Genomic DNA, 14,398 nt, shown 5'->3' on the forward strand with positions numbered 1-14,398 from the left:
CCGCTCAGGCCTCGGCCGCCTCGTCGGCTTCCGCCTCAGGCTCCTCGGCCGGCGCCTCGACCCAGCCGGCATGGATGCGGGCGGCCATGATGATCGCTTCCGCGTCCTGGCGCGACAGGTCGAACCCGTCGAGATAGCCGGAGTGACGGGTGCTCTCGCCGTCCTTGCGCTCGGTCCAGCCGACAAGGTCGTCCGTGGCGCAGCCCGCGAGGTCCTCGACGCTCTTCACATCGTTCTCGCCGAGCGCGACCATCATGGAAGTGGTGACGCCATCGACTTCGCGCAAGGCGTCCTCGACGCCAAGCGCACGACGCTTCTCGTCCAGCTCCGCCTCGACGGCGGCGAGATGCTCCAGAGCGCGGCTCTGGATCTCGCCGGCGGTGTCCTCGTCGAAGCCCTCGATCGAGGCGAGCTCCGAGAGCTCGACATAGGCAAGCTCCTCGACATTGCGGAAGCCTTCCGAAGCCAGGAGCTGGCCGACCGTCTCGTCGACGTTCAGCGCATTCATGAACAGGTCCGTGCGCTGCACGAATTCCTTCTGGCGGCGCTCCGACTCCTCGGCCTCGGTCAGGATATCGATATCCCAGCCGGTGAGCTGCGAGGCAAGGCGGACGTTCTGGCCGCGGCGGCCGATGGCGAGCGAGAGCTGCTCGTCGGGAACCACGACCTCGATCTTGTCGGCTTCCTCGTCGAGCACAACCTTGGCGACCTCGGCCGGCTGCAGCGCGTTGACGACGAAGGTCGCGACGTCCGGCGACCACGGGATGATGTCGATCTTCTCGCCCTGGAGCTCGCCGACGACGGCCTGAACGCGCGAGCCGCGCATGCCGACGCAGGCGCCGACGGGATCGATCGAGGAATCGCGCGAGATCACGGCGATCTTGGCGCGCGAACCGGGGTCGCGGGCAACCGCTTTGACTTCGACAATCCCGTCATAGATCTCGGGCACTTCCTGGCCGAAGAGCTTGGCCATGAACTGCGGATGAGTGCGGGACAGGAAGATCTGCGGGCCGCGCGGCTCGCGGCGCACGTCGTAGACATAGGCGCGGGCGCGGTCGCCGACCTTGAAGGTCTCGCGCGGGATCATCTCGTCGCGGCGGATGATGGCTTCGCCACGGCCGAGATCGACGAAGACGTTGCCGTATTCGACGCGCTTGACCGCGCCGTTGACGATCTCGCCGATGCGATCCTTGTACTCGTCGTACTGACGGTCGCGCTCGGCTTCGCGCACCTTCTGGACGATGACCTGCTTGGCCGACTGGGCGGCGATGCGGCCGAAATCGAAGGGCGGCAGCGGATCGGCGATGACGTCACCGGCCTGGGCGGCAGGGTTGTGGCGCTTCGCCTCGTCGACGGTGATCTCGATCGCCGGATTCTCGACGGTATCGACGACCTGGAGATGGCGGGCGAGACGCAGTTCGCCGGTCTTGGTGTTGATCTCGGCATGGACGTCGGTCTCGATGCCGTAGCGCGAGCGGGCGGCCTTGGCGATGGCGTCCTGCATGGCGTCGACGACGATCTGGCGATCGATCGACTTCTCGCGGGCGACCGCGTCGGCGATCTGCAGCAGTTCGAGCCGGTTGGCGCTGACGACCATGACGCTCACTCCTCTTCGTTGTCTTCTTGCGGGGCCTGCGTGTCGGCCTTTTTCGGCCGCGGTCCCAGCGATTTCCCTCGGCCCTTCTTCGGGCCGGCGATGTCATCGGCCGGCGGCATTTCCGGCGGCAGGCCGGATTTGCCGCGGCGCAGCGCCTCGGTGATGAGCGCGTCGGTCAGCACGAGGCGGGCCTCGGCGATCGCCCGCATCGGAATCGCGACGTCGCGCTCTTCCTCGCTCTTGGCGTCGTCGCGCGTCAGCAGCGCATCCTGGCCGGCCGCGCCGCGCAGGATACCACGGAAACGCTTGCGGCCGGCGACCGGCTCGCTGGTGTCGATCTTGGTGAGGTGGCCGGCCCAGCGCTCGAAATCGCTGGCGCGCACCAGCGGCCGGTCGATGCCCGGCGACGACACTTCGAGGTGATAGGCGGTCTGGACGGGATCGTCGACGTCGAGCGCCGGCGAGACCGCCTGGCTGATCTCCTCGCAACCCTCGACATTCATCGTGCCATCCGGCCGCTCGGCCATGATCTGCACGGTGCAGCCGTTCTGGCCGGTGACGCGCACGCGCACCAGCCGGTAGCCGAGATCGACGATCGCAGGCTCGATGATCACGGCGACGCGCGCCGCAACGCCGCTTTCGACGACGAGGCGGGGTTCATGATCGGGTGCCGCTGTCGGCTCGTGGGTGGGTTCGCTCATGGCCTGAGACCGTTCCGTCTGCCTCCGGCGGGTCGCGGCCAATAAAAAAGAGCGGGCCGGTGGGCCCGCTCTTGATCATCGGCGTTAACCGATACCAGAGCTGTTGGCCGCTATTTAGTCCGCATCGCCCCGATATGCAAGCTCGGTTGCGGCGGCGCTAACCCGATGGTCATCCTTCGCGTGCCAGATTACGCAACGGGATACCGGTTGAGGACTTGGTATGAGTGCGGTCGGCTCGCTGCTGCGAGATCTCGAATCCACGATGCTGCGCGGCTCGAGCGACGAGCGCGCCGACATCCTGTCGCGGCTGACGGATCTGTTCCTGGCCACCGCCGTCCATATGGACGAGGAGCAGGTCGGCGTCTTCGACGTGGTGATCGGGCGCCTGTCGCGTGCCATCGAGTTGCGCGCACGCGTCGAATTGTCGGAGCGGATCGCGCCGGTGCCGAACGCGCCGAGCGGCGTCGTCCGCCAGCTCGCGCTGGACGAGATCGCCGTGGCGCGCGCCGTGCTGGTGCAGTCGCCGCGCCTGAACGACCAAGACCTCGTCGCCGTCTCCGCCGCCAAGGGGCGCGACCATATGCTGGCCATCACCGAGCGGCCCGAGCTCGGCGAACCCGTCACCGATTTCCTGATCCTGCGCGGCGGGCGCGTCGTCACCCACGCCGTCGCCGCCAACCAGACCGCACGCTTCTCCCGTCACGGCATGGGCGTGCTGGTGATGCGGGCGGCGCAGGACGATGCTCTGCAGGCCACGCTGGGCCTACGCCGCGACATCCCGGCCGAGCTCGTCGCCCAGCTGATGGCCGCCGCCAAGAATTCCGCGCGGCGCCGTCTCAGCGAAAGCCTCGAACCGACGCTTGCCGGCGATGTCGACAGCGCGGTCGAGCGTGGAGCCGACGCCATCGCGGCCGGCGGCCAGATGCCGGGCGAGCTCGGCGCGATCAGCGCGGCGCTCGTCGAAATCCGCGAGCTCAACGAAGCCGGCCTGCTCGATGAGGACAAGGTCCGCACCTACGCCCGCGAGGGCGCAAGCGAACATGCGATCTGCGGCGTCGCCGTGCTGGCACAGCTCGGCCTGCCGGCGAGCGAGCAGATCATCCTCGGCAGCGACCGCGAGGCCGTGCTGCTGGTGGCGCGCGCGCTCGGCTGGTCGTGGGAGACCACGGCGGCGCTGATTTCGCTGCGCAAGGATTTCGGCAAGTCGCAGGCGGCGGTCGACCGCGCCCGCGAGAGCTTCCGCAACCTCGCCCAGGGCACCGCCCAGCGTGTGCTCGGCTTCCTCAGGATGCGCGACGCAAAGCCGTGAGATAGCTGGAGATGCGCCCTTCGCGGACCGCCTTCGCCTCGTAGCGGGTGCGGATCCAGCCGGGATAGGGCGTGCGCCAGTCGTCCGGCCGCTCGTCGGTCCAGTCGAAATCGGACGAGGCCATCAGGCGCGACAGCGTCCAGCCGATGTAATCGTCGATATCGCTGGCGAAGCGGAAGCGCCCGCCGGCTCTCAGCGCACGGGCGAACAGGCCCAGCGTATGCTCGGAGACGAAGCGACGCTTGCGCTGGCGGCGCTTCGGCCAGGGATCGGGATAGAGCAGGTCGATGGCGTCGAGGCTGCCGGCCGGAAAGCGCGGCAGCAGAAGCGCGGCATCGTCGTCCCAGACCCGGATATTGGTCAGTCCCTCGCGCTCGGCCACCGCCAGGAACTTCGCCATGCCGTTGATGAAGGGCTCGACGCCGATGAAGCCGATCTGCGGGCTCTCGCGCATCCGCATCAGCAGATGCTCGCCGCCGCCGAAGCCGATCTCCAGCCTGACCGCCTCGACAGGCTGCGGAAACAGCGCCTTGAGATCGGCGATATCGCCCTCCGGCAGGCGCAGGCGCGGCAGCGTGTGCTCCATCAGATGGCTCTGGCCGTCGCGCAGAGCCTTGCCCTTGCGGCGGCCATAGAAGGCGCGGTCGTTGTCGTGCTCGGTCATGGCCCCGCCTTGGCTGCTCGGCACGCGGACATCAAGCCCCTCCATGCCACAGCCCAAACAAAAACCGGGGCTCGCGCCCCGGTTCGGTGGTCCGGCTGTGCCTGAAGGATCAGGCGACGGCCTTCTTCAGCGCGTCGACGAGATCGGTCTTCTCCCAGGAGAAAGAGCCGTCACGGCCGGCCTTGCGGCCGAAGTGGCCGTAAGCCGAGGTCTTGGCATAGATCGGCTTGTTGAGGCCGAGATGGTTGCGGATGCCGTTCGGCGAGAGATCGATCAGCTTGCCGAGGACGTCCTCGAGCTTGGCCTCGTCGACCTTGCCGGTGCCGTGCAGATCGACATAGATCGAGAGCGGCTTGGCGACGCCGATGGCGTAGGAAAGCTGGATCGTGGCGCGGTCGGCGAGCTTGGCCGCGACGACGTTCTTGGCGAGATAGCGCGCCGCATAGGCCGCCGAACGGTCGACCTTGGTCGGGTCCTTGCCGGAGAAGGCGCCGCCACCGTGGGGAGCCGCACCGCCATAGGTGTCGACGATGATCTTGCGGCCGGTGAGGCCGGCGTCGCCGTCCGGGCCGCCGATCACGAACTTGCCGGTCGGGTTGATGTGCCAGACCGTGTCCTTGGAGATCCAGCCATCCGGCAGCGCCTGGCGGATATAGGGCTCGACGATCTTGCGGACATCGGCCGAGGTCAGCGTCTCGTCGAGATGCTGGGTCGAGAGCACGATCTGGGTGACGCCGACCGGCTTGCCGTTCTCGTACTTGACGGTGACCTGGCTCTTGGCGTCCGGGCCGAGCTTGGCGGCATCGCCCTCGCCCTTCTTGCGGGCGAGCGTCAGGGTCTCGAGGATCTTGTGGGCGTAGTAGATCGGGGCGGGCAGCAGCTCGGGCGTCTCGCGGCTGGCATAGCCGAACATGATGCCCTGGTCGCCGGCGCCGACGTCCTTGTTGCCGGACTCATCCACGCCCTGCGCGATGTCGGCCGACTGCGGATGCAGCAGCACGTCGATCTTGCACTTCTTCCAGTGGAAGCCGTCCTGCTCGTAGCCGATGTTGCGGATCGCCTTGCGGGCGACCGACTTCACCTTCGACTTGATCTGCTTCTCGTCGAGATGGGTGCGGACCTCGCCGGCGATGACGACGCGGTTGGTGGTCGCCAGCGTCTCGGCGGCGACGCGGACCTTGGCGGGCTCATAGCCGGCCTTGACCGCTTCCTTGAAGAACAGATCGACGATCTCGTCGGAGATGCGATCGCAGACCTTGTCGGGATGCCCCTCCGAGACGGACTCGCTGGTGAACAGGTAATTCTGGCGTGACACGGTCGGGGTTTCCCTGAATCGGCACATGGAAAGGCCGGCGCGAAACGCCGGCCAATGGACACACGGTCATCGCAGCGGACGCGTTCGCCGTCAAGCGCAAAATCCGCTTATCGGGAAGATCGTTCGTCACATCGAACGAAACGAGCGCGATATCACGCCGTTCCGGCGTCTTCCTCCGCCAGCGCCTCGACGAGATCGATGATCCGGCGGCGCACGCGGCCGCTCTTGATCCGCGTGAACGCCTTGGTCAGCTGCACGCCTTCGCTGGTGGCGAGGAACTCGGAGATATAGGTCGTCGCGGCCGAATCGGCGAAGCCGGGTTCCGGCATGTCGCCGGTCGGAGCGCCATCGAAGAAGAAGGAGACCGGCACGTCGAGCATCTTGGCGATCTGCTGCAGACGGCTCGCGCTGATGCGGTTCGAGCCCTTCTCGTATTTCTGGACCTGCTGGAAGGTCAGCCCCAGCGCCTCACCCAGCTTCTCCTGGCTGACGCCAGCCAGCATACGACGCATACGAACGCGGCTACCGACATGCTTATCGATCGGATTCGGGACCTTCTTGATCATGATTCACCCTGCTTAGGCATCAGTGTCATGACCAGGAGCCGCCATCCTGGTCGGCGCGGTATCGTCCCTTTATTATAGCCGCCGCAGCTAATCCACCCTCCAGCGCGAAAAAGTTCCAATTGGGATCATTCCCGAACTCGAAACCGGGAAAGTGCAAGGAAAAGAAGCACAAGCCCAAGAAAGAGGCTGTCTCCGGCACGCGCATAGAGTGTATCGGGGCCGGCACGCGGCAGTCCCGAATCGAGGACTCCTTCGACGCCGAGCGGCAGGCTCGCGATCGTCCGCCCATAGGCGTCGACCACGGCTGAAATGCCGGTATTGGCGACGCGCACCAGCGGCAGGCCTTCCTCGATGCTGCGCAGCCGCGACTGGGCGAAATGCTGATAAGGGCCGCTGGTCTGGCCGAACCAGCCGTCATTGGTCAGGTTCAGGAAGAAGCCGGCGCGTGGGCCGCGCGCGGCGACCTCACCCGGAAACACCGCCTCGTAGCAGATCAGCGGCGCCGCCGCCGGCAAGCCCTTGATCGCGAGCGGCGTCCGCGCGCTTCCCGCAGAAAAGCCCCCGGGGATCGCGACGAACTGGGACAGGCCGACACCACGGATCAGCGTGTCCAGGAACGGCGGGAGGTACTCACCGAAGGGGACGAGATGGACCTTGTCGTAGCTGGCGAGGATGACGCCCTCGTCGTTGACCACCTGGATCGCGTTGTAGATCGGCGGCCGGCTCTCGCCGGGCAGCGTCTCGCCGGCCCGCGCCGCGCCGGTGATCAGCGTCACGTCGGGCGGCAGCACCGCCCCGATGCGCGACAGGGCGCCGGGCGTGCGGCCGAGCAGGAAGGGAAAGGCCGATTCCGGCCAGATCAGATGCGTGACGTTCTGCAGACCGGGCGTGGTCGGGCTGGTCGCCCGATCGCTCAAGGCGAGATAGCTGTTGAGGATCGCCTCGCCGTTGCGGCCGTTGAACTTGGCATCCTGCGGCAGATTGGGCTGCATCAACCGAAGCTTCACCCCGGCGACGAGCGGCGCGGGAGCGGCCGGCACGCGCCAGTAACCGAAGGCGAAGAGACCGGCCAATGCCGCGAGAGCCAGGAGCGGCGGCAGGCGGCGCCCGGCCGGCGTCTGCGCGGTTCCAAGCACGGCCGGAGCCGCGCCGATCGCCACCGCGAACAGCGTCAGGCCGTAGAGCCCCACCAGTGAGGCGGCCTGGGCGAGATGGATCTCGCCCGCCAGCATCATGCCGTAGACGTTCCAGGGGAAGCCGGTGAGGACATGGCCGCGCAGCCATTCGCTAAGCGCCAGCATCGCGGCGAGCACGAGGATGCGTCCGGCGCCCCTGGGCCAGGCCAGACGCGCGAGGCCGAAGGCAAAGGCCGGAAAGATGGCGAGAAAGGCCGGCAGGGCAACGACGCCAAGCGGCATCGCCCAGGCGAATTTGTCGGCCTCGACGAGGAAGGCGGCTCCAAGCCACCACAAGCCGGCAAGGAAGAAGCCGAAGCCCCACCACCAGCCGACGGCGAAAGCCGCCCGGAACCGGCGCCAGAGGCTGGTGCCGACAGCGCCATCGATCAGCCAGACCGCGACGGTCATCGGCACGACGACGAGCGGCCAGAGATCGAGCGGCGGCAAGGCGAGGGCGCCGCTCGCACCGGCGAGAAGCGCGATCAGGCGCTTCCGCCAGCCCCAACCCAGGATGACGGCTTCCGCGCCGCCGGAGAGCCCCATCAGCCCGGCTCCATCGCCGGTTCTTCGGCCGCGGGCTCGCTGCGGCAATGGATGGTCAGGCGCTTCACGCGGCGCTGATCGGAATCGAGGATCTCGAAGCTGAGCCCGTCCGGGCCCTTCACCGTCTCTCCCAAAGCCGGCACGCGGCCGGCGAGCGTGACGATCAGCCCGCCCAGCGTATCGATGTCGTCGGCGACCTCGTTGCCGGAGAGATCGACGCCGGTCGCGGTCTTCAGTTCAGCCAGCGTTGCACGGGCATCCGCGGTAAAACGGTTCTCGCCGGCCGGAACGATAGGCGTCTCCTCAAGGTCATGCTCGTCCTCGATATCGCCGACGACGATCTCGATCAGGTCCTCGATCGAGACGAGCCCGTCCGTCCCGCCATATTCGTCGATGACGAGCGCGATATGGGTGCGGGTCGACTGCATGCGGACGAGCAGATCGACCGCCGGCATCGAGGGCGGCACATAGAGGACGGGGCGCAGCAGCTTGGTTTCGGACAGGCGCGTCGAAAGCTCGACGGCGGACAGCGTGTGCGGAATCGCGAGCTTGCCGTTCTCGTCCGGCGGCCCATTCTCCCCGGGCCGAGCCTTCTCGGCGATATATTCGAGGAAGTCGCGGATATGGACCATGCCGCGGGGATCATCGAGCGTATCGTCGAAGACCGGCAGGCGCGAATGGCCGGCGGTGCGGAAATGCGCGAGCAGTTCGTCCAGCGTCGCTTCGGCCGGGACGGCGACGATATCGGCGCGCGGGATCATCACGTCGGCGACGCGGCGCTCGCGCAGGCTCAGCACATTGGTGAGCATCGCGCGTTCCTGGGCGGAGAGGTCGGCAAGCTCACCGTTCTCCTCGGCCAGAGCCTCGACGATTTCCTCGCGGGCCGTGCCGCCGCCACGCAAGCCGAGCCGGTCAAGGAATTGGCCGAGCCAATGGCCAAGGCCACGGCCGGCAGTTTCGTTCTGGGATTGTCGACTGTCGTCGCTCATGATCGTGGGGGCTTATGCGGAAGAAGGAACGGGAGCCGTGACGAGCTCGGCACCGGCATAGGGATCGGCGACGCCGAGGCGGGCAAGCGCAGCGACTTCGAGCGCTTCCATGCGGCGCGCCTCGGCCTCGGTCTCATGATCCTCGCCGAGGAGATGGAGCAGGCCGTGGATTGCGAGATGGCGCAGATGATCCGTCACGCTCTTGGATTCGGCCTCGGCCTCGCGCAGCACGGTCTCATAGGCGATGACGATGTCGCCGAGCAGCGGGCTTTGGGCGATGCGTTCCGGCGGCGCGGCCGGGAAGGAGAGCACGTTCGTCGCCTTGTCGAAGCCGCGCCAGTCGCGGTTGACGATGCGGATGCGCTTGTCGTCGGTGAGCAGGAGGCTCAGCTCGGCGCCGGGCATGGGCTTGCGCGGGGCCACAGCGATCCCCGCTTCCAGCGCCTCGTTCAGCAAGGCGCGCAGGCCCGGCAGCTTGTCGAGCTCATGCCAGCGGCGGGACTGCGCCCTGACGTCGAGATTGATCTCCGGAGACGTCTTCTCGGGTGGCGGCGCCAAGCGCCGCCCGCGAGGTCGATCGTTCATCGCGGCCGCTCCCGCGCCAACATCCGCTTCAGCCCTTCGCTGTCGCCTTCCCGGTTGGGATCCGGGGGCGTTTCGGGATTGCGCAAGCGCTCTTCCCGTTCCGCACGCTCATGGCGCGCAGCGCTCTCATAGGCCATGACGATGCGTCGCACCAGATCATGCCGAACGACGTCGCCCTCCTCGAAGCGCGCATAGCCGACGCCCTCGACATCCTTGAGCAGCTTGACGGCCTCGATCAGGCCCGAGCGCTGGCCCGGCGGCAGATCGATCTGCGAGGGATCGCCGGTGATGATCATGCGCGAGCCCTCGCCCAGGCGGGTGAGGAACATCTTCATCTGCATCGACGTGGTGTTCTGGGCCTCGTCGAGCAGCACCACGGCATTGGTCAGGGTGCGCCCGCGCATGAAGGCCAGCGGCGCGATCTCGATCATGCCGGTCTGCAGGCCGCGCTCGACATGGCGCGCTTCCATGAAATCGTTCAGCGCGTCGTAGATCGGGCGCAGATAGGGATCGACCTTCTCGCGCATGTCGCCAGGCAGGAAGCCGAGGCGCTCGCCGGCCTCGACAGCCGGGCGCGACAGGATCATGCGCTCGACCACGCCCTGCTCGATCAGCGAGACGGCGTGCCCGACCGCGAGCCAGGTCTTGCCGGTGCCGGCCGGGCCTTCGGCCAGCACGAGCTCGTGGCGCTTGAGCTGGCGCAGATAGGCATCCTGCGCCGCGTTGCGCGCCCGGACCGGCCCGCGCTTGCGGGTCACGACCGCGTCGAAGGAGGTCTTGCCGGCATCGGCGGTCGGGAAGAGCGAGCGCTGCACGTTGCTTTCCTCGATCGCGCCGTCGACTTCGCCCAGCGTGACCGGCGCGCCGGCCTTGGCGCGGGCATAGAGCGTCTTCAGCACGCGCCCGGCCTGCTCGGCCGTCTCACGGGCGCCCTTAACGGTGACATGGTTGCCGTTGGGGCTGACCACGACGCCGAGCCGGCGCTCAAGATGGGCGAGGTTCTGGTCGTACTGGCCGAAAACCAGGCTGGCGAGGCGGTTATCGTCGAAAGAGAGCACGACCTCCGTCGCCGAAAGCCCTTCACGGACCGCGCTTTCGCGCACGCCGCCCTCGGGGCGGGTGGGCGCGAGGTCGCGCCGCGGGTTCCGGTCGGGTCTTTGCGTCGAATCAGCCTGTGCCAAATGCGTCGCCTCGCTTCAGGCCGGGATGGCGGATGGTCCGCCCCCGGCACCTGTTCCACCCGGGCAGGAGCGCCCGGCCGGGTCGTCTCGCAGCATAACCGGACGCAACGATATCAGCCTGATGACAGGCCGGCGCCCGTCCCTGGCAAATGGTGATGAGCCTGGACGCGCTCAAGCGGCCAGCCCCTTTCCATCGGTCTCGCCGGCTTCCACCAGCCGGCCGAACAGCGAATTCGTGCTCGTCTTCTCGATCACCACCCGCACGATGTCGCCGATCTGATTCGCGTCGCTCTCGATCTGCACAGCCTGCAGATAGGGCGACTTGCCGGCAAGCTGTCCGGGGTAGCGTCCCGCTCTTTCCAGGAGGACATCCACCGTCCGTCCGACCATCGCCCGGTTGAAGGCCTGCCGGTGATGCTCGATGCGCTCCTGCAGACGGTAGAGCCGCTCGTTCATCACCTCGCGCGGGACCTGCGCTTCGAGATCGGCGGCCGGCGTGCCCGGCCGCGGCGAATAATTGAAGGAATAGCTGGAAGCGAAGCCGATCTCGTCGACGAGGCGGATCGTGTCCTCGAAATCGGCATCGGTCTCGCCAGGGAAGCCGACGATGAAATCCGAGGAGAGCGCGATATCGGGCCGCGCCTCGCGGATGCGATCGATCAGGCGGCGATATTCGTCGCCGGTATGCTTGCGGTTCATCGCGGCGAGGATGCGGTCCGAGCCCGCCTGCACCGGCAGATGCAGGAAGGGCATGACCTGCGGCAGGTCACGATGGGCGGCGATCAGGTCGTCGTCCATGTCTCTGGGGTGGCTGGTGGTGTAGCGGATGCGGGCGATACCCGGCACCGCGGCGACGCGGTGCATCAGGCGCGCCAGGGTCCAGACCGCGCCGTCCGGCCCCTCGCCGTGATAGGCGTTGACGTTCTGGCCGATCAGGGTGACGTCGCGCACGCCGGCTTCGGCCAGGCGCTCGACCTCGGCCATGATCTGCGCGACCGGCCGCGAGAACTCGGCTCCGCGCGTATAGGGCACGACGCAGAAGGCGCAGAACTTGTCGCAGCCTTCCTGAACCGTGACGAAGGCCGAGACGCCGCGCGCCAGAATGGCCTGCCGCTTCGGCGCCGGCAGGAAGCCGAACTTGTCCTCGACCGGCAGGTCGGTATCGACGACGCGGCGCTTGCCCGCCTCGGCCAGCAATTCGGGCAGGCGGTGATAGGCCTGCGGCCCGACCACGAGATCGACGGCGGGCTGGCGGCGCTGGATCTCGCCGCCCTCGGCCTGGGCGACGCAGCCAGCGACGACGATCTTCGTCTCCTGGCCTTCAGCGCCTTGCGCCTTCTTGATGTCGCGGAGCTTGCCGAGCTCGGTATAGACCTTCTGCACCGCCCGGTCGCGGATATGGCAGGTGTTCAGCAGGATGAGGTCCGCACCCTCCGGCGTCGCCGTCTCCTCATAGCCCTGATGGCTCAGGATATCGGCCATGCGCTGCCCGTCATAGACGTTCATCTGGCAGCCGAAGGACTTGATATGGACTTTCTTCATCGGTGCGGATCGGGTCTCCAAAACGCATCCTTTACTGCGGATCGGGCGCCTTGGGAACGGCTCCGGGGCGCAGGGGAGGGATAAGCAAGCGGCGGACCAACCGAGGTCACACCTCCGCGCGGCCGGTGACGGCCCGCTGGCGGGCCTTGCGGACGGAGGCTTCGGCAAGCCGCGTCGCCTCCTTGCGCGAGGTCGCCCGGCCCATCACGATCGGAGCGCCCCAGACCAGTTCGACATCGACCGCGCCGCATTCCAGCACATGTCTGAGATGCGGCCAGAGCTCGGTATCGCCGTACCAGGCGAGCGCAGCACGACCCACGCGGCCGCCCGGCAGGTTCTGCCAACCGGTATAGGTGATGGTCAGCGGATAGACCGTCACGTCCGCGGTGGCGTCGCCCATCGCCTGATGCGCGGCGCCGAGCAGGGAGGAGCGGAAGGGCAGGATGCGCGTCCCGTCGCCGGTCGTACCCTCGGCGAAGAGCACCACCTCCTCACCGCCGGCAATGCGTGCGCCCATGGAGGCGGCCATGCCTGCCGTGGCACTGCGGCGCTGCCGGTCGATGTAAAGCGTGCGCTGGAGATTGGCGAGGAAGCCGACCACCGGCCATTCGCCGACCTCGCTCTTGGCGACGAAGGCCAGTTCGCGCTCGGCGCCGATCACGCCGATATCGAGCCAGGAAACGTGGTTGGCGACGATCAGCGCCCCGGTTCCGGCCGGCGGCGGATTACCCCGGACCTTTCGCCGGACGCCGAGGCACCAGCAGGTCAGGCGGTGGAAGCGCAACGGCAGGGCGCCCCGTCGTGACGGCATGACCCGCATGACGACGAGCTGGGCGAGAACGAGCCCGAGCGTGCCGGTGCACAGCATCGCCAGCCGGGCGAGCGCGCCGAAGCGGAGTCCGTTCATGCTCAGGCGGGTCCGGTCATCGGCGGAGCGGCGATCTCGTGGAAACTGGAGTGCCGTCAATGGCGCGATTGCGCCGGCTTGTCACGCGAGATCGAGCCGCATCGCGATCGCAGTCGCGCGGGTGCCGTCCGGCTTGGGGTAATAGCCCTTGCGCCGGCCGACCTCGCGGAAGCCGAAATGGCGGTAGAGCCGCTCCGCCGGCTGATTGCCCTCCTCGACTTCGAGAAAGACCTGCGCAGCGCCCTCCTCGGCCAGCCGGGCAAGATGGGCGGCGAGCAGCGCGCGGCCGAAGCCGTCGCGGCGACGGGCCGGCGCGACCACGATGCTCAGGATCTCCGCCTCGTCGGCGGCCTTGCGCGAGATGACGAAGCCTTCCGGATGCTTGCCGCCGCCGCTGAAGACGCCATCGGCCGCAACCGCGGGATCGGCGATCAGCGCCGCGCATTCGGCGGGCTCCCAACCGCGGGCAAAGCCGCCGTGATGATGCAGGGTCGCAACATCAAGGGCGTGCCCGGCATCGAGCCGCATCGTCCGCAGCGGGACCGAATCAGGGTGAAGCAGTTTGCGCAGCCAAGCCATGCCGCCTGTTCGCACAGATTGACGCAACGGCAACCACCATTTGGGGGATGCGATCACCGGCGCGGCAGGCGGGCTTTGTCCTGCGGCGTCGTCTCGGGCGCCTTCAGGTAGAGCGGGCGGGGCGGGGCGCTCTCGGGATCGGCGATGAAGCCGAGCCGCGCGACCCAGGCGATATCGGGCGCCTTGGCGTCGTCGATCACCAAGGCGTCGAGGCCGATCGCCCAGGCTTCGTTGGCAACGGCCAAGGCCGAGGAGCCGACGAGGCTGACGGGGCCTGCGCCGATGGCGCGGGCGGCGTCGCGATAGCTGACCTGCCGGAGCGAAACCAGCGGCTTGCCCTCGGCGGTGAGGGCCTGGAACCAGACCTGCCCGTGCTTGGCGTCGAGCGCAGCGGCGATGACGCGGCCCGATTCGCGCCCGATCAGGGGCGCGGCGCAGGCGGCGACGGTGGTGACGCCGACCGCCGGGATGCCGGCCGCGAAGGCGATGGCGCGCGCAGCACTGACGCCGACGCGCAAGCCGGTATAGCTGCCGGGGCCGACGGTGACGGCGACGCGCGAGAGGGAGCCGAAGCCGCCCTCGATATCCTTCATGACGCGCTCGACAAGCGGCATCAGCGCCTCGGCATGCCCGCGATCCATCGCGATCTGCTCGACCGCCAGTGGCTTCACCATGTCGGCCGCGTCCAGCACGCAGGCCGAGCAGGCGCCGAGCGCGGTATCGATCGCGAGAATGCGCATCA

General features: G+C 67.9%; 13 protein-coding genes and 1 pseudogene. 1 reads left to right on the plus strand and 13 read right to left on the minus strand.

The features are described from left to right. Positions 1–4: 4 nt before the first annotated feature. Positions 5–1,597: a transcription termination factor NusA gene (gene nusA / locus AC07NY_RS22795; protein WP_492287072.1), complete on the minus strand. Its 1,593-nt coding sequence runs from the start codon at positions 1,595–1,597 to the stop codon at positions 5–7. After that, a pseudogene (gene rimP, locus AC07NY_RS22800) lies at positions 1,545–2,298 on the minus strand (ribosome maturation factor RimP); the annotation flags it as partial. The pseudogene rimP and the gene nusA, both read right to left, overlap by 53 nt. 220 nt (positions 2,299–2,518) lie before the next feature. Between rimP and AC07NY_RS22805 the strand changes: the two are divergent. Beyond that, positions 2,519–3,607: a DUF2336 domain-containing protein gene (locus AC07NY_RS22805; protein WP_494585709.1), complete on the plus strand. Its 1,089-nt coding sequence runs from the start codon at positions 2,519–2,521 to the stop codon at positions 3,605–3,607. Here the strand turns inward: AC07NY_RS22805 and trmB are convergent. The 11 genes from trmB to tsaB all read right to left on the minus strand — a co-directional run bounded on the left by trmB (position 3,582) and on the right by tsaB (position 14,396). Then, positions 3,582–4,271 (minus strand): tRNA (guanine(46)-N(7))-methyltransferase TrmB, encoded by a 690-nt coding sequence (gene trmB, locus AC07NY_RS22810; RefSeq protein ID WP_494585710.1) that lies wholly within the window; start codon positions 4,269–4,271, stop codon positions 3,582–3,584. The genes AC07NY_RS22805 and trmB overlap by 26 nt on opposite strands. Before the next feature lie 109 nt (positions 4,272–4,380). Beyond that, positions 4,381–5,586, minus strand: a complete 1,206-nt coding sequence (gene metK / locus AC07NY_RS22815) for a methionine adenosyltransferase (RefSeq protein WP_492287076.1) — start codon at positions 5,584–5,586, stop codon at positions 4,381–4,383. A gap of 152 nt (positions 5,587–5,738) precedes the next feature. Then, entirely contained in the window at positions 5,739–6,152 is a 414-nt protein-coding gene (locus AC07NY_RS22820; RefSeq protein ID WP_293801976.1) for a helix-turn-helix domain-containing protein, read from the minus strand. Positions 6,153–6,277: 125 nt separating this feature from the next. Beyond that, on the minus strand, positions 6,278–7,873 hold the full coding sequence (gene lnt, locus AC07NY_RS22825) for an apolipoprotein N-acyltransferase (RefSeq protein ID WP_494585711.1): 1,596 nt from the start codon (positions 7,871–7,873) through the stop codon (positions 6,278–6,280). Then, positions 7,873–8,862, minus strand: coding sequence for a hemolysin family protein (locus AC07NY_RS22830; RefSeq protein ID WP_494585712.1), 990 nt, complete (start codon positions 8,860–8,862; stop codon positions 7,873–7,875). The genes lnt and AC07NY_RS22830 overlap by 1 nt, the downstream gene beginning before the upstream one ends. A gap of 12 nt (positions 8,863–8,874) precedes the next feature. Then, on the minus strand, positions 8,875–9,447 hold the full coding sequence (gene ybeY / locus AC07NY_RS22835; RefSeq protein ID WP_494585713.1) for an rRNA maturation RNase YbeY: 573 nt from the start codon (positions 9,445–9,447) through the stop codon (positions 8,875–8,877). Further along, complete coding sequence (locus AC07NY_RS22840) at positions 9,444–10,550, minus strand: PhoH family protein (RefSeq protein WP_492287111.1); 1,107 nt, start codon at positions 10,548–10,550, stop codon at positions 9,444–9,446. Before AC07NY_RS22840 ends, ybeY begins: the two co-directional genes overlap by 4 nt. Positions 10,551–10,799: 249 nt before the next feature. Beyond that, positions 10,800–12,170: a tRNA (N6-isopentenyl adenosine(37)-C2)-methylthiotransferase MiaB gene (gene miaB, locus AC07NY_RS22845; protein ID WP_494585714.1), complete on the minus strand. Its 1,371-nt coding sequence runs from the start codon at positions 12,168–12,170 to the stop codon at positions 10,800–10,802. Between the two features lie 106 nt (positions 12,171–12,276). Beyond that, positions 12,277–13,077, minus strand: coding sequence for a lysophospholipid acyltransferase family protein (locus AC07NY_RS22850; RefSeq protein WP_494585715.1), 801 nt, complete (start codon positions 13,075–13,077; stop codon positions 12,277–12,279). An 81-nt stretch (positions 13,078–13,158) separates the two neighbouring features. Beyond that, on the minus strand, positions 13,159–13,656 hold the full coding sequence (locus AC07NY_RS22855) for a GNAT family N-acetyltransferase (protein ID WP_494585716.1): 498 nt from the start codon (positions 13,654–13,656) through the stop codon (positions 13,159–13,161). 53 nt (positions 13,657–13,709) lie between these two features. After that, positions 13,710–14,396, minus strand: a complete 687-nt coding sequence (gene tsaB, locus AC07NY_RS22860) for a tRNA (adenosine(37)-N6)-threonylcarbamoyltransferase complex dimerization subunit type 1 TsaB (protein ID WP_494585717.1) — start codon at positions 14,394–14,396, stop codon at positions 13,710–13,712. Positions 14,397–14,398 lie beyond the last annotated feature (2 nt).

It is taken from the genome of Allobosea sp. GW821-FHT09G06 (assembly GCF_059416005.1).

Bases quoted from the DNA above. Each gene is read 5' to 3' on its own strand.
- nusA (WP_492287072.1), bottom strand. From the start codon at position 1,597: ATGGTCGTCAGCGCCAACCGGCTCGAACTGCTGCAGATCGCCGACGCG.
- AC07NY_RS22805 (WP_494585709.1), top strand. From the start codon at position 2,519: ATGAGTGCGGTCGGCTCGCTGCTGCGAGATCTCGAATCCACGATGCTG.
- trmB (WP_494585710.1), bottom strand. From the start codon at position 4,271: ATGACCGAGCACGACAACGACCGCGCCTTCTATGGCCGCCGCAAGGGC.
- AC07NY_RS22820 (WP_293801976.1), bottom strand. From the start codon at position 6,152: ATGATCAAGAAGGTCCCGAATCCGATCGATAAGCATGTCGGTAGCCGC.
- lnt (WP_494585711.1), bottom strand. From the start codon at position 7,873: ATGGGGCTCTCCGGCGGCGCGGAAGCCGTCATCCTGGGTTGGGGCTGG.
- AC07NY_RS22830 (WP_494585712.1), bottom strand. From the start codon at position 8,862: ATGAGCGACGACAGTCGACAATCCCAGAACGAAACTGCCGGCCGTGGC.
- ybeY (WP_494585713.1), bottom strand. From the start codon at position 9,447: ATGAACGATCGACCTCGCGGGCGGCGCTTGGCGCCGCCACCCGAGAAG.
- miaB (WP_494585714.1), bottom strand. From the start codon at position 12,170: ATGAAGAAAGTCCATATCAAGTCCTTCGGCTGCCAGATGAACGTCTAT.
- AC07NY_RS22850 (WP_494585715.1), bottom strand. From the start codon at position 13,077: ATGAACGGACTCCGCTTCGGCGCGCTCGCCCGGCTGGCGATGCTGTGC.
- AC07NY_RS22855 (WP_494585716.1), bottom strand. From the start codon at position 13,656: ATGGCTTGGCTGCGCAAACTGCTTCACCCTGATTCGGTCCCGCTGCGG.
- tsaB (WP_494585717.1), bottom strand. From the start codon at position 14,396: ATGCGCATTCTCGCGATCGATACCGCGCTCGGCGCCTGCTCGGCCTGC.